The organism is Methylibium sp. Pch-M (assembly GCF_004136295.1).
GTDB classification, from domain to species: Bacteria; Pseudomonadota; Gammaproteobacteria; order Burkholderiales; family Burkholderiaceae_C; genus Methylibium; species Methylibium petroleiphilum.
The window spans coordinates 932,714-946,027 of record NZ_CP029606.1 but is presented as its reverse complement, the minus strand read 5'-3'; the positions used below and the strand labels follow the sequence as shown (position 1 = coordinate 946,027).

General features: G+C 72.1%; 11 protein-coding genes. All 11 read left to right on the top strand.

Annotation, left to right across the window (positions count from 1 at the left end; translation table 11 throughout):
- Positions 1-74 precede the first annotated feature (74 nt).
- The 11 genes from C1M51_RS04455 to C1M51_RS04405 all read left to right on the top strand — a co-directional run bounded on the left by C1M51_RS04455 (position 75) and on the right by C1M51_RS04405 (position 13,307).
- On the top strand, positions 75-1,181 hold the full coding sequence (locus C1M51_RS04455) for a YCF48-related protein (protein ID WP_242499966.1): 1,107 nt from the start codon (positions 75-77) through the stop codon (positions 1,179-1,181).
- A 33-nt stretch (positions 1,182-1,214) separates the two neighbouring features.
- Positions 1,215-3,656 carry an RND family transporter gene (locus tag C1M51_RS04450; RefSeq protein ID WP_129448418.1) on the top strand — a complete coding sequence of 814 codons (2,442 nt, stop codon included), beginning with the start codon at positions 1,215-1,217 and terminating at the stop codon, positions 3,654-3,656.
- A gap of 84 nt (positions 3,657-3,740) precedes the next feature.
- On the top strand, positions 3,741-4,784 hold the full coding sequence (locus C1M51_RS04445) for a LacI family DNA-binding transcriptional regulator (RefSeq protein WP_036250152.1): 1,044 nt from the start codon (positions 3,741-3,743) through the stop codon (positions 4,782-4,784).
- Between the two features lie 110 nt (positions 4,785-4,894).
- Positions 4,895-5,863, top strand: a complete 969-nt coding sequence (locus tag C1M51_RS04440) for a tripartite tricarboxylate transporter substrate binding protein (protein ID WP_129448417.1) — start codon at positions 4,895-4,897, stop codon at positions 5,861-5,863.
- 119 nt (positions 5,864-5,982) lie between these two features.
- Complete coding sequence (gene gudD / locus C1M51_RS04435) at positions 5,983-7,335, top strand: glucarate dehydratase (protein WP_129448416.1); 1,353 nt, start codon at positions 5,983-5,985, stop codon at positions 7,333-7,335.
- 119 nt (positions 7,336-7,454) lie between these two features.
- A complete protein-coding gene (locus C1M51_RS04430) occupies positions 7,455-8,201 on the top strand; it encodes a FadR/GntR family transcriptional regulator (RefSeq protein WP_129448415.1) in 747 nt (248 codons plus the stop codon).
- 135 nt (positions 8,202-8,336) lie between these two features.
- The gene (locus C1M51_RS04425; protein ID WP_036236650.1) at positions 8,337-9,299 is read left to right on the top strand and encodes a tripartite tricarboxylate transporter substrate binding protein; all 963 of its coding nucleotides are present in this window, start codon (positions 8,337-8,339) and stop codon (positions 9,297-9,299) included.
- Positions 9,296-10,261 carry a 2-hydroxyacid dehydrogenase gene (locus C1M51_RS04420; RefSeq protein WP_129448414.1) on the top strand — a complete coding sequence of 322 codons (966 nt, stop codon included), beginning with the start codon at positions 9,296-9,298 and terminating at the stop codon, positions 10,259-10,261. The genes C1M51_RS04425 and C1M51_RS04420 overlap by 4 nt, the downstream gene beginning before the upstream one ends.
- Positions 10,262-10,297: 36 nt before the next feature.
- Positions 10,298-11,086, top strand: coding sequence for an HpcH/HpaI aldolase/citrate lyase family protein (locus C1M51_RS04415; RefSeq protein WP_129448413.1), 789 nt, complete (start codon positions 10,298-10,300; stop codon positions 11,084-11,086).
- Between the two features lie 25 nt (positions 11,087-11,111).
- Entirely contained in the window at positions 11,112-12,011 is a 900-nt protein-coding gene (locus C1M51_RS04410) for a 2-hydroxy-3-oxopropionate reductase (protein WP_129448412.1), read from the top strand.
- Positions 12,012-12,017: 6 nt separating this feature from the next.
- Positions 12,018-13,307, top strand: a complete 1,290-nt coding sequence (locus C1M51_RS04405) for a glycerate kinase (protein WP_129448411.1) — start codon at positions 12,018-12,020, stop codon at positions 13,305-13,307.
- The last annotated feature ends 7 nt before the right edge of the window (positions 13,308-13,314 follow it).

The window sequence follows — 13,314 nt, the reverse complement described above, 5'->3', positions numbered from 1 at the left end:
CCTCGCTTCGGCCCGGCAGACACAGGAACCCTCGGGGTCCGACCGGGCCGTTTTTTTCTCCACTTCGACGCTCCATGTCCAGGGAACTGCCGATGTCTCCATCGCGCTCGTTGATCGCGCTCGCCGGCGCGCTGTGCCTGGCGGTCGCCACCGTGCCGGGCCGCGCCGCCGGCGCCGCGGCGCCGCGCTTCGGCGTGCTGCAGCAGGCCGCGCTGCAGTCGCCGCGCGCGCTGTCGGCCACCATGCTCGCGGTGGCGGCGGCCGGGAAGCGACTGGTCGCCGTCGGCGAGCGCGGCATCGTGCTGCTGTCCGACGACGGCGGTGCCCGCTGGCGCCAGGCGGCCACGCCGGTGCAGGCCAGCCTGACGGCGGTGCAGTTCGTCGACGAACGGCAGGGCTGGGCCGTCGGCCACCTCGGCGTGGTGCTGCATTCCGGCGACGGCGGCGAAACGTGGACCAAGCAGCTCGACGGGCTGCAGCTGCCGGCGCTGTTCGAGCAGGCAGCCCGCACCGACGCGGCTGCCGCGCCGGCCTACCGCGACTACGTCCAGCTGCTTGCCGACGACGGCCCCGACAAGCCGCTGCTCGCGCTGCACTTCCAGGACGCGAAGCGCGGCATCGTGGTCGGCGCCTACAACCTCGCGCTCGGCACCGAGGACGGTGGCGCCACCTGGACGCCGCTCAGCGCTCGGCTCCCCAATCCGCGCTCGCTGCACCTCTACGGCGTCGCGGTCAGCGGCGCCTCGATCGTGCTGGCCGGCGAGCAGGGGCTGCTGCTGCGCTCCGACAACGGCGGCCGCGACTTCGCCGTGCTGGAGTCGCCCTACCGGGGCAGCTGGTTCGGCCTGCTGGCCACCCGCGGCGACCGCCTGCTGGTCTACGGCCTGCGCGGCGCGGCCTACGTGTCGGCCGACCGCGGCTTGAGCTGGAGCCAGGCGAGCACCGAGCTGCCCGTCTCGATCAGCGGCGCGGCCGAACTGGCCGATGGCACGCTGGTGCTCGCCAGCTCGGCCGGCGACCTGCTGGTCAGCCGCGACCAGGGGCGCAGTTTCCAGCGCCGCGACGGACCGCCCCAGCCGCCGATCGCGGGCCTGGTGCCCACGCAGGACGGCGCCCTCGCACTGGCCGGGCTGCGGGGTCCGCAGCGCGTGGACCTGGCTGCCCCGCCCGCCGCCCGCTGACGCCGCAGCGCCGTTCCTTCATCGACGACATCCATGCACGCAGACTCCAGCCTCGACCCGCACCCCGTGATCGCGCGCGTCGAAGACTTCGATCGCCGCTCGGGCAACTTGCTCGAACGCGCCTTCTTCAACTTCCGCCCGCTCGTCCTCATCGCCTGCCTGCTGGTCACGCTGCTGCTCGGCTGGCAGGCCGGCAAGCTGCAGCTCAATGCCAGCTTCGAGAAGATGATCCCGACCACGCACCCGTACGTGATCAACTTCCTCGAGTACCGCGGCAAGCTCAGCGGCCTGGGCAACTCGGTGCGCATCGCGGTCGAGACGACCTCGGGCGACATCTACGACAAGACCTACCTCGAGACCCTGGCGCGCATCAACGACGAGGTGTTCCTGCTGCCCGGTGTGGATCGCGCCTACATGAAGTCGCTGTGGACGCCGGCGGTGCGCTGGACGGCGGTGACCGAGGAGGGCCTGGAAGGCGGCACGGTGATCTCCGAGGACTACGACGGATCGCCGCAGGCGCTGCAGAAGGTGCGCTCCAACATCGAGCGCTCGGGGCAGATCGGGCAGCTCGTCGCGAACGACTTCAAGTCCAGCATCATCTATGTGCCGCTGCTCAGCCGCATCGAAGCGACCGGCCAGGCGCTCGACTACGCCGAGTTCGCGCGCCAGGTGGAGGCGCTGCGCGCCAAGCACGAGTCGGCCACGATCCGCATCCACATCACCGGCTTCGCCAAGATCATCGGCGACCTGATCGACGGGCTGGCGGAGGTGCTGAAGTACTTCGCGGTGGCGATCGTGATCGCCGCGGCCATGGTCTACGCGTACAGCCGCGACCTGCGCAGCACGCTGCTGGTGGTGTCGGTCTCGCTGGTGGCGGTGGTGTGGCAGCTCGGGCTGCTGCCCACGCTGGGCTTCCGGCTCGACCCGTTCTCGATGCTGGTGCCGTTCCTGGTGTTCGCCATCGGCATGAGCCACGGCGCGCAGAAGATGAACGGCATCATGCAGGACATCGGCCGCGGCACGCACAAGCTGGTGGCGGCCCGCTACACCTTCCGCCGCCTGTTCCTCGCCGGCCTGACCGCGCTGCTGGCCGACGCGGTGGGCTTCGCGGTGCTGCTGGTGATCGACATCCCGGTGATCAAGGAGCTCGCGCTCGCGGCGAGCCTGGGCGTGGGCGTGCTGATCTTCACCAACCTGATCCTGCTGCCGGTGCTGCTGTCGTACACCGGCGTGAGCCGCCGGGCGGCCGAGCGCAGCCTGCGCACCGAGCTGGCCGACAGCGCCGGCGGCGAGCGGCACCGTGTCTGGCACACGCTGGTGCGCTTCACCGAGCGCAAGTGGGCGCTGGGCGCGATCGCGGTGTCGGCCGGCCTGGCGGCGCTCGGCTTCGCGGCCAGCCTGCACCTGCAGATCGGCGACCTGGACCCCGGCGCGCCGGAGCTGCGCCCCGAGTCGCGCTACAACCGCGACAGCGCCTTCATGGTCGCCAACTACGCCGCCAGCGCCGACATCCTGGTGGTGATGGTCAAGACCGCCGACAAGGGCTGCGTGAGCTACCCGGTGGTGTCGCGCATCGACGAGCTGGCCTGGGCGCTGGAGCAGTTGCCCGGCGTCGACTCCACCAGTTCGGCCCCGGCGCTCGCGAAGCTGTCCTCGGTGGGCTACAACGAGGGCAACCTCAAGTGGTACGAGCTGGTGCCCAACGAGGCCGCGCTCGGCACCCTGCTCACCTACGCGCCGCGCGAGCTGTTGCCGGCGAGCTGCGACCTGCTGCCGCTCTACGTCTACCTGAAGGACCACAAGGCGGCCACGCTCAGCCGCGTGGTCGAGACCGTGGAGGCCTTCAAGGCCCGGCACGACTCCGACGAGGCGCGCTTCCTGCTGGCCGCCGGCAGCGCCGGCATCGAGGCGGCGACCAACATCGTCGTGCAGCGCGCCTGGTACGAGATGCTGGCGCTGGTCTACGGTGCCGTGGTGGTGCTGTGCTTCGTGACCTTCCGATCCTGGCGGGCCGTGGTGGTGGCGGTGCTGCCGCTGATGCTGACCTCGCTGCTGGCCGAGGCGCTGATGGTCATGCTGGGCATCGGCGTCAAGGTCGCGACGCTGCCGGTCATCGCACTCGGCGTGGGCATCGGCGTGGACTACGCGCTGTACATCCTGTCGGTGATGCTGGCCCGGCTGCGCGCCGGCCACACGCTGGCCGAGGCCTACTACGGGGCGCTGCTGTTCACCGGCAAGGTGGTGATGCTGACCGGCCTGACGCTGGCCCTGGGCGTGGCGACCTGGGCGTTCTCGGACATCAAGTTCCAGGCCGACATGGGCATCCTGCTGGCCTTCATGTTCCTCTGGAACATGCTGGGCGCGCTGATCCTGCTGCCGGCGCTGGCCTGCTTCATGTTGAAGCCCACGGTGGCGCGCAGCGACCGGGCCGCCGACCCGGCGGTGCCGGCGGAGCCGCACAAGCTGGCGGCCTGAGGGCGCGGGGCCCGGCCGCCCGGCGCGTTCGCCCCGGGGCGACGGCACCGATGGTAGCGGTGTCATCTCCACTACACTCGCGAGATGACAGCGCCCGACGCCACCGCGCCCCGCCGCTCGCGCCGCGGCGGCGGCATCACGCTCGGTGACGTGGCGCGCCTCGCCGGGGTCTCGCCGATCACGGCCTCGCGCGCGCTGAACACGCCGGACCAGGTGGCGCCCGACAAGCTGGCGCGCGTGCGCGAAGCGGTGGCGCGCACCGGCTACGTGCCGAACCGGCTCGCCGGCGGCCTGGCCTCGGCACGCAGCCGGCTCGTCGCGGCCGTCGTGCCGACGATCGCCGGGCCGGTGTTCATGGAGATGGTGCAGTCGCTGACCAGCGCGCTCGCCGACGCCGGCTACCAGCTGATGCTGGGACAGAGCGGCTACACCGAGTCGCGCGAGGACGCGCTGCTCGAGGCCATCATCGGCCGCCGTCCCGACGGCATCGTGCTGACCGGCATCCTGCATTCGCCGGAGGGCCGGCGCCGCCTGCTGGCGAGCGGCATCCCGGTGGTCGAGACCTGGGACCTCACGCCGACGCCGATCGACATGCTGGTCGGTTTCTCCCATGCGGAAGCGGCCGCCGCCGTGGCTCGCCACCTGCACGCCAAGGGCCGGCGCCACCCGGCACTGCTGAGCGCCGACGACGAGCGCGCACTGCGTCGCAACCGCGGCTTCGTCGACGAGGCATTGCGCCTGGGCCTGGTGCGCGACGCGGCCGAGATCCCGGTGCTGCGCGTGCCGGCGCCCACCACGCTGGGCAGCGGCCGCAGCGGCCTGGCACGTCTGCTGGCCGAGCGGCCCGAGGTCGATGCGGTGTTCTGCAGCTCCGACATGCTGGCGCTGGGCGTGCTGATCGAGGCCGCGGCGCGCGGCATCGCGGTGCCGCGGCAGCTGGCGGTGGTCGGCTTCGGCGACCTGGGCTTCGCCGCCGATACCCAGCCGGCGCTGAGCACCGTGCGCATCGACGGCACCGGCATCGGCCAGCGCGCGGCGCGCTTCATCGTCGACCGCGCCGACGGCCGCGCGGTGGGCGAGAAGATCGTCGACGTGGGCTTCCGCGTCATCGAGCGCGGCAGCAGCTGATCAGGGTTTTCACCCATCTGCGGTGGCTTGCAATCGCGAACGGTAGCGCTACCATTTGCAAACGATAGCGCTACCAAATGGCGACCTCGCCGCACCAGGAGACTGACCCGATGAACAAGCTGCTGACCTCGCTGTGCCTCGCGCTCGCCGCGCTGGGCCCGCTTTCCACGCAGGCCGCGGCCTGGCCCGACAAGCCGGTGACGATCGTCGTGCCCTTCCCGCCGGGCGGCTCCACCGACACGCTGGCGCGCGCCATCGCGCCCAAGCTGCAGGAGCAGCTGGGCCAGACCTTCATCGTCGACAACAAGGCCGGCGCCACCGGCACCATCGGTGCCGGCCAGGTCAAGCGCGCGGCGCCGGACGGCTACACGCTGCTGCTGTCCTCCCTGGGGCCTTTCGTGATCGCGCCGCACCTGATCAAGGGCATGCCGTATGACGCGCTGAAGGACTTCGACCTGCTGACCGTCGCGGTGCAGGCGCCCAACGTGCTGGTGGTGCCGGCCGCTTCGCCGCTGAAGACGGTGGCCGAGGTGATCGCCGCGGCGAAGAAGGAGCCGGGCAAGATGACGCTCGCGTCCTCGGGCAACGGCTCGTCGGACCACCTGACCGCCGAGCTGTTCTGGCTGCAGACTGGCACCAGCGGCACGCACGTCCCGTACAAGGGCGGCGCGCCGGCGATCCAGGACCTGCTGGGTGGGCAGGTCGACGCGTCGTTCCAGAACGTCAACGCCGTGCTGCAGCACATCAACGCGGGCAAGCTGCGCGCCATCGCGGTCACCGGCGACAAGCGTTCGGCGGTGCTGCCGAGCGTGCCGACGCTGGTCGAGAGCGGCGTGAAGGGCGTCGACGTCTACTCGTGGCAGGCGGTCGCCGCGCCCAAGGGACTGCCGGCCGACGTGAAAGGCAAGCTGCACGCCGCGCTGGTGGGGGCGCTGAACGATGCGCAGGTGAAGCACAAGCTGGCCGAGATCGGCATCGAGGTGGTGGCCAACACGCCCGAGCAGTTCGCCGCCTTCCAGCAGGCCGAGTACGCGCGCTGGAAGAACGTGATCGAGACGCGCAAGATCACCGCAGATTGATGACGACCACCCCCGTTGCGGCTGCGCCGCTCCCCCTCGAGGGGGCGACGCTGGCGGGCCGGCGGAGCCGGACCCGCGGCGTCTGCTGGATGACCCTCCTTTGACCTCGCAGGACCACGATGCCTAACGCCACCTTGTCTTCGACGCCGCGTGTCACCGCGATGCGCGTCATCCCGGTCGCGGGGCGCGACTCGATGCTGATGAACCTGAGCGGCGCGCACGGGCCGTTCTTCACCCGCAACCTCGTGATCCTGAGCGACAACGCCGGGCGCAGCGGCGTCGGCGAGGTGCCGGGCGGCGAGAAGATCCGCCAGACGCTGGAGGACGCGCGAGAGTGGGTCGTCGGCCAGCCGGTGGGCGACGTGCAGCGCGTGCTGCGCACGGTGCGCGAGCGCTTCGCCGACCGCGACGCCGGCGGGCGCGGGCTGCAGACCTTCGACCTGCGCACCACCATCCACGTCGTGACGGCCGTCGAGTCGGCGCTGCTCGACCTGCTGGGCCAGCACCTCGAGTTGCCGGTCGCGGCGCTGCTCGGCGAGGGCCAGCAGCGCGAGTCGGTCGAGATGCTGGGCTACCTGTTCTTCGTCGGCGACCGCCGCAAGACCGATCTGGCCTATGCGAGCCCGGCCGACGAGGCGGCCGACGCCGACGACTGGCAGCGCCTGCGCCACGAGGCGGCGATGACGCCCGAGGCGGTGGTGAGGCTGGCCGAGGCGGCGCGCGCGCGCTACGGCTTCAACGACTTCAAGCTCAAGGGCGGCGTGCTGGCCGGCGACGCCGAGGTGGACGCGGTGACGGCGTTGCACGAACGCTTTCCCGACGCCCGCGTCACGCTCGATCCCAACGGCGGCTGGCTGCTGAAGGACGCGATCCGCCTCGGCCAGCGCATGCGCGGCGTGGTCGCCTACGCCGAGGACCCCTGCGGTGCGGAAGAGGGCTACTCCGGTCGCGAGGTGATGGCCGAGTTCCGCCGCGCCACCGGCCTGCCGACCGCGACCAACATGGTTGCCACCGACTGGCGCCAGCTCACGCACGCGCTGTCGCTGCAGTCGGTCGACATCCCGCTGGCCGATCCGCATTTCTGGACGATGGCCGGCTCGGTGCGCGTGGCGCAGACCTGCCGCGACTGGGGCCTGACCTGGGGCTCGCACTCGAACAACCACTTCGACGTCTCGCTGGCGATGTTCACCCACGTGGGCGCCGCGGCGCCGGGCCGCGTGACCGCGATCGACACGCACTGGATCTGGCAGGACGGACAACGCCTGACGCAGGAGCCGCTGCAGATCGTCGGCGGCCACGTGCAGGTGCCGAAGAAGCCGGGCCTGGGCGTGACGCTCGACATGGTCGAGGTCGAGAAGGCGCACCGGCTCTACCTGCAGCACGGCCTGGGCGCGCGCGACGACGCTGTGGCGATGCAGCACCTGATCCCGAACTGGCGCTTCGATCCCAAACGGCCCTGCATGCTGCGCTGAACCGGTGGCCATCTCGGCGATGATGTCGGCCCGATCGCTTGCTTTTGCGTGACAGTTGTCATACAACTACTGCCCATCCACCCCGGCCTCCGAGGCCGCCGTCACCGGGTCCTCCCGACATGGACATGCCTTTCGCGCCTCGCCGCCGCCCCCGCACGCTCGCGCTCGAGCTGGTCGACGCGCTGGGGGACCGCATCCGCGACGGCCGCCTGGCCCCCGGCGATAAGCTGCCCACCGAGGCGGCGATCATGGCGGAGTTCGGCGTCAGCCGCACCGTGGTGCGCGAGGCGATCTCCAAGCTCCAGGCCGGCGGGCTGGTGGCCACCCGGCACGGCGTCGGCACCTTCGTGGTCGGGTTCGGCGATGCGGCGCCGTTCCGCATCGCGCCGGAGCAGTTCGCGACGCTGCGAGACGTGATCGCGGTGCTGGAACTGCGCATCGGCGTCGAGACCGAGGCGGCCGGCCTCGCCGCGCTGCGCCGCAGCGCCGACAACCTCACCACCCTGCGCGGCGCGCTGGACGCCTTCGCCGCGGCGGTGGAGGCGGGCCGTGACGCGGTCGGCGCCGACTTCCAGTTCCACCTGGAGGTGGCGCGCGCCACCCAGAACCACCATTTCGCCGAGCTGATGGGCACGCTGGGCGCGATGATCATCCCGCGCGCTCGCCTCGACGAGCCGCAAGCGCAGAGCGCAGAGCGCCGCGACTACCTGCGCCGCGTGAACGGCGAGCACGAGAGCATCTACGACGCCATTGCCAGCCAGGACGCCGAGGCGGCGCGCGCCGCGATGCGCACCCACCTGGCCAACAGCCGCGAGCGCCGCCGCCGCGCCGGCGCGGCGGCGCAGGCGCGCCAGCCGCGCGCCTGAGCGGCAGCCGGCGCGCGGACCGATCCGAGGGCAATCCCCAGTGGGGACGCATTCCTTATGTTGTACGATGACTGACAACTACTGAGGCACATCCCACCGCCTCGCCCGATCCGACCCCGACCGAGGAGACCCCCGATGATTCGACGCATCTTTGTCCGCGCCCTGACCGCCACGCTGGCGCTGGCCGCCGGCGGCGCCCAGGCCCAGGCCTGGCCCACGCAGACGATCCGCATCGTCGTGCCGTACTCGCCCGGCGGTTCGTCGGACATCATCGCCCGCGCGATCTCGGGGCCGCTGTCCGAGGCGCTGAAGCAGACGGTGATCGTCGAGAACAAGCCCGGCGCCAACGGCAACACCGGCACCGATTTCGTCGCCAAGGCCAACGACGGCCACACGCTGCTGCTGTGCGACGTGGGCGCGCTGGCGATCACCGCTTCGGTCTACGCCAAGCTGCCGTTCGATCCCAGCAAGGACCTGCGCGGCGTCGGCATGCTCGCGTACTCGCCGCACCTGCTGGTGGTGCACCCGTCGGTCAAGGCCAACAACCTGCAGGAACTGGTGGCGCTGTCGCACAAGGAGTCGCTGAACTTCGCGGTCACTGCCATCGGCAGCGCGCCGCACCTGGCCGGCGTGGCGGTCGAGAAGGCCACCAAGGCCGAGTGGACCTACATCCCCTACAAGGGCGGCGCCCAGGCGATCGGCGACACCGTGGCCGGCCAGACCCAGGTGCTGATGAACGGCATGCTGGCGACGCTGCCGCAGGTGCAGGCGGGCAAGCTCAAGGTGCTGGGCGTCTCCAAGGCCACGCGCGTGCCGCTGCTGGCCAACGTGCCCACCATCGCCGAGCAGGGCGTGAAGGGCTTCGAGTCGGGCACCTGGCAGGGCGTGCTGATGCCGGCGGCCACGCCGCCCGCGGTGGTGGCCAAGGTGGCGGCCGAGTTGTCGCGCATCATCCGCTCGCCCGAGGTCCGTGAACGACTGGTGTCGCAGGGTGCCGAGGTCTACACGATGACGCCGGCCGAGTTCGCCACCTTCTTCGAGCGCGAGCGCAAGAACTGGGCGAGCGTGGTCGCGCAGGGCGGGGTGAAGATCGAATGACGTCGACGAAGCCCCGCGTGCTGCAGATCGGCCGCCTGCTGCCCTGGCTGGAGGAGCGGCTGGCGGCCGCCCACGACCTGCACCGCCTGGCCGACGAGGCCGACCCGCAGGCCTTCCTGGCGGCGCGCGGCGCCGAGTTCGTGGGCCTGGTCACCTCGGCCGGCGGCAGCGGCGCGGACGCGGCGCTGATCGACGCGCTGCCGTCGCTGCGCGTGATCTCGAGCTTCGGCGTCGGGCTCGACAAGATCGACCTCGCGGCCGCCGCGCGGCGCGGCATCGCCGTGGGCTACACCCCCGACGTGCTGAACGACTGCGTGGCCGATCTCGCGATGGCCCTGCTGCTCGACGTGGCACGCCGCACGTCCGAGGCCGACCGCTACGTGCGCGCCGGCCGCTGGGGCGCGGCCGGTGCGCCGGCCTTTCCGCTCGGGCGCCGCGTCAGCGGCGCGAAGCTCGGCATCGTCGGGCTGGGCCGCATCGGCCGCACCATCGCCCGGCGCGCGCTCGGCTTCGACATGGCGATCCGCTACCACGCGCGCCGCCCGGTCGCCGACGCGCCCTGGCCGCACGAACCGTCGCTGGTGGCGCTGGCCGACTGGGCCGACTTCCTGGTGGTCATTGCCGCCGGCGGCGCCGGCACGCGCCACCTGGTGGACGGGGCGGTGCTCGACGCGCTCGGCCCCGAAGGCTTCCTGGTCAACGTCTCGCGCGGCTCCGTCGTCGACGAGGCGGCGCTGGTGCACGCTCTGGTCGAGCGGCGCATCGCCGGTGCGGCGCTCGACGTGTTCGAGCACGAGCCGCAGGTGCCGGCCGCACTGCGCGCGCTGGACAACGTGGTGCTGCTGCCGCACATCGCCAGCGCCACGCGCGAGACGCGTCAGGCGATGGGCCAGCGCGTGCTGGACAACCTGGCGCTGTTCTTCGCCGAGGGCCGGCTGGTGACGGCCGCGCCGCTGGACTGATCGATCAACGAACCCACGAACGCCGAGAGGATGACCATGAGACCCAACCGCCTGCGCGAGATCTGGAAGAGCGGAGGCGCCGCCCTCAACGGCTGGCTCGCCATCCCCAACAGCTTCTCGGCCGAGACCATGGCCCACCAGGGCTGGGACGCACTCACCATCGACCTGCAGCACGGCGTGGTCGACTACCAGGCGATGGTCCCGATGCTGCAGGCGATCTCGACCACCGCCACGGTGCCGGTGGTGCGCGTGCCCTGGCTCGAGCCGGGCATCCTGATGAAGACGCTGGACGCCGGCGCCTACGGCGTGATCTGCCCGATGGTCAACACCCGCGAGGACGCGCAGAAGCTGGTGGCTTGCACCCACTACGCGCCGCGTGGCACGCGCAGCTTCGGCCCGGTGCGCGCGCTGCTGTACGGCGGCGCCGACTACGCGCAGCACGCCAACGACACCATCGTCACCTTCGCGATGATCGAGACCGCGCAGGCGCTCGACAACCTGGACGCGATCCTGTCCGTCGAAGGTCTGGACGCCATCTACATCGGACCCTCGGACCTGTCGCTGGCGCTCGGCTGCACGCCGACCTTCGACGACGTGGACCCGCCGGTGGCGCAGGCGATCGACCACATCCTGGCGCGCGCCAAGGCGCACGGCGTGGTGGCTGCGATCCACAACGGCAGCCCCGAGGCCGCGCTGGCGCGCATCGCCAAGGGCTTCCAGTTCGTCACCGTGAGTTCGGACGCGCGGCTGATGGCCGCCGGCGCGCAGCAGGTGGTGGCGAAGATGCGCGACCGCCCAACGCCAGGCAGCGCACCGGGCTATTGATCCACGCACAGAGAAGGACCTCACCATGAAGATCGGATTCATCGGCCTGGGCATCATGGGCACGCCGATGGCGCTGCACCTGGCGGCTGCCGGCCACGCGCTCTTCGTCCACACCCGCGGCAAGCTGCCCGAGGCGATCGCCGCGTCGGCCGCGCAGGCCTGCGCCAACGCGGCCGAGGTGGCGCGCCATGCCGAGGTGGTGTTCACCATGCTGCCCGACACGCCCGACGTCGAGGCCGTGCTGTTCGGCGCGAACGGCATCGCCGCCGGCCTGGAGAGCGGCGCCGGCGGCGCGCGCAAGGTCGTCGTCGACATGAGCTCGATCTCGCCGATGGCCACCAAGGCGTTCGCGCAGCGCATCAACGCGCTCGGCGCCGACTACCTGGACGCGCCGGTGTCCGGCGGCGAGGTCGGTGCCAAGGCGGCCTCGCTGACCATCATGTGCGGCGGCGACGAGGCGGTGTTCGCGCGCGTGCGCCCGCTGCTCGAGACGATGGGCAAGAACATCACGCTGGTCGGCGGCAACGGCGATGGCCAGACCACCAAGGTGGCCAACCAGATCATCGTCGCGCTCAACATCGCCGCGGTCGGCGAGGCGCTGCTGTTCGCCAGCAAGGCCGGCGCCGACCCGGCCAAGGTGCGCCAGGCGCTGATGGGCGGCTTTGCGGCCAGCCGCATCCTCGAGGTGCATGGCGAACGCATGATCAAGCGCACCTTCGCGCCGGGCTTCCGCATCAAGCTGCACCAGAAGGACCTGGGCCTCGCGCTGCAGGGCGCGCGCGAGCTCGGCGTGTCGCTGCCGCAGACCGCCAGCGCGGCGCAGCTGATGCAGGCCTGCGCCGCCAACGGCATGGCCGACCTCGACCACTCCGCGCTGGTGCGGGCGCTGGAGCTGATGGCGGGCCACGACGTGGCCGCGGCCTGAGCGACCGTGGCCGCCGCCACCACGATCGATCGCCGGCCGCTGCTGCGCGCGCTGTTCGACGCGGCCGTCGCCGCGGCGCAGCCGGCGCTGTGCCTGCCGGCCCACCTGCCCGAGAAGCCGGCGGGCCGCACCTTCGTGATCGGCGCGGGCAAGGCCTCGGCCGCGATGGCGCGGGTGCTGGAGCAGCATTGGGACGGCCCGCTGCAGGGCCTGGTGGTCACCCGCTACGGCTACGCCGTGCCCTGCGAGCGCATCGAGATCGTCGAGGCCGCCCACCCGGTGCCCGACGCCGCCGGGCTGCGCGCGGCCGAACGCATCCGCGCGCTGGTGAGCGACCTGCGCGCCGACGACCTGGTGATCGCGCTCGTCTCCGGCGGCGGCTCCTCGCTGCTGGTGGCGCCGGGCCCCGGGCTCACGCTGGCGGACAAGCAGGCCGTCAACACCGCGCTGCTGGAGAGCGGTGCGACGATCTCCGAGATGAACTGCGTGCGTCGGCACCTGTCGTCGCTGAAGGGCGGGCGACTGGCCGCCGCCTGCCACCCGGCCCGGCTGGTGAGCCTGCTGATCTCCGACGTGCCGGGCGACAACCCGATCGACATCGCATCGGGCCCGACCGTGGCCGACCCCACCACCTGTGCCGACGCGCTGGCCATCGTGCAGCGCTACCGGATCGCGCTGCCGCCGGCGGTGCGCGCACTGCTGGAGAGCGGCGACGGCGAGACCGTCAAGCCGCACGATCCCCGCCTGGCCCGCAGCGAGACGCGCCTCATCACCGCGCCGCAGATCGCGCTCGAGGCCGCGGCGCGGGTCGCGCGCGACGCCGGCATCACGCCCTACATCCTGGGCGACAGCCTGGAGGGCGAGGCGCGCGAGGTCGGCAAGACGATCGCCGGCATCGCGCGCCAGGTGGCGCTGCACGGCCAGCCGTTCCGCCCGCCCTGCGTGCTGCTGTCGGGCGGCGAGACCACGGTCACCTTGAAAGGCCGGGGCCGCGGCGGCCGCAATGTCGAGTTCCTGCTGTCGCTCGCCATCGCGCTGGATGGCCTGCCCGGTGTGCATGCGATCGCGGGCGACACCGACGGCGTCGACGGTGTCGAGGAGATCGCCGGCGCCTGCGCCGCGCCCGACACGCTGGCGCGTGCCTGGGCGCTCGGCCTGCGCCCGCGCGCCAGCCTCGACGACAACGACGGCCACGGCTTCTTCCAGGCGCTCGGCGACTCGGTGGTCAGCGGCCCGACGCTGACCAACGTGAACGACTTCCGGGCGGTGCTGATCGAGGGCCCGGCCGGCGCCTGAACGCGCC

Excerpts from the sequence above, each read along its gene's own strand:
- C1M51_RS04445 (WP_036250152.1), top strand. The coding sequence starts at position 3,741 with ATGACAGCGCCCGACGCCACCGCGCCCCGCCGCTCGCGCCGCGGCGGC.
- gudD (WP_129448416.1), top strand. The coding sequence starts at position 5,983 with ATGCCTAACGCCACCTTGTCTTCGACGCCGCGTGTCACCGCGATGCGC.
- C1M51_RS04420 (WP_129448414.1), top strand. The coding sequence starts at position 9,296 with ATGACGTCGACGAAGCCCCGCGTGCTGCAGATCGGCCGCCTGCTGCCC.
- C1M51_RS04440 (WP_129448417.1), top strand. The coding sequence starts at position 4,895 with ATGAACAAGCTGCTGACCTCGCTGTGCCTCGCGCTCGCCGCGCTGGGC.
- C1M51_RS04430 (WP_129448415.1), top strand. The coding sequence starts at position 7,455 with ATGGACATGCCTTTCGCGCCTCGCCGCCGCCCCCGCACGCTCGCGCTC.
- C1M51_RS04410 (WP_129448412.1), top strand. The coding sequence starts at position 11,112 with ATGAAGATCGGATTCATCGGCCTGGGCATCATGGGCACGCCGATGGCG.
- C1M51_RS04415 (WP_129448413.1), top strand. The coding sequence starts at position 10,298 with ATGAGACCCAACCGCCTGCGCGAGATCTGGAAGAGCGGAGGCGCCGCC.
- C1M51_RS04455 (WP_242499966.1), top strand. The coding sequence starts at position 75 with ATGTCCAGGGAACTGCCGATGTCTCCATCGCGCTCGTTGATCGCGCTC.
- C1M51_RS04425 (WP_036236650.1), top strand. The coding sequence starts at position 8,337 with ATGATTCGACGCATCTTTGTCCGCGCCCTGACCGCCACGCTGGCGCTG.
- C1M51_RS04450 (WP_129448418.1), top strand. The coding sequence starts at position 1,215 with ATGCACGCAGACTCCAGCCTCGACCCGCACCCCGTGATCGCGCGCGTC.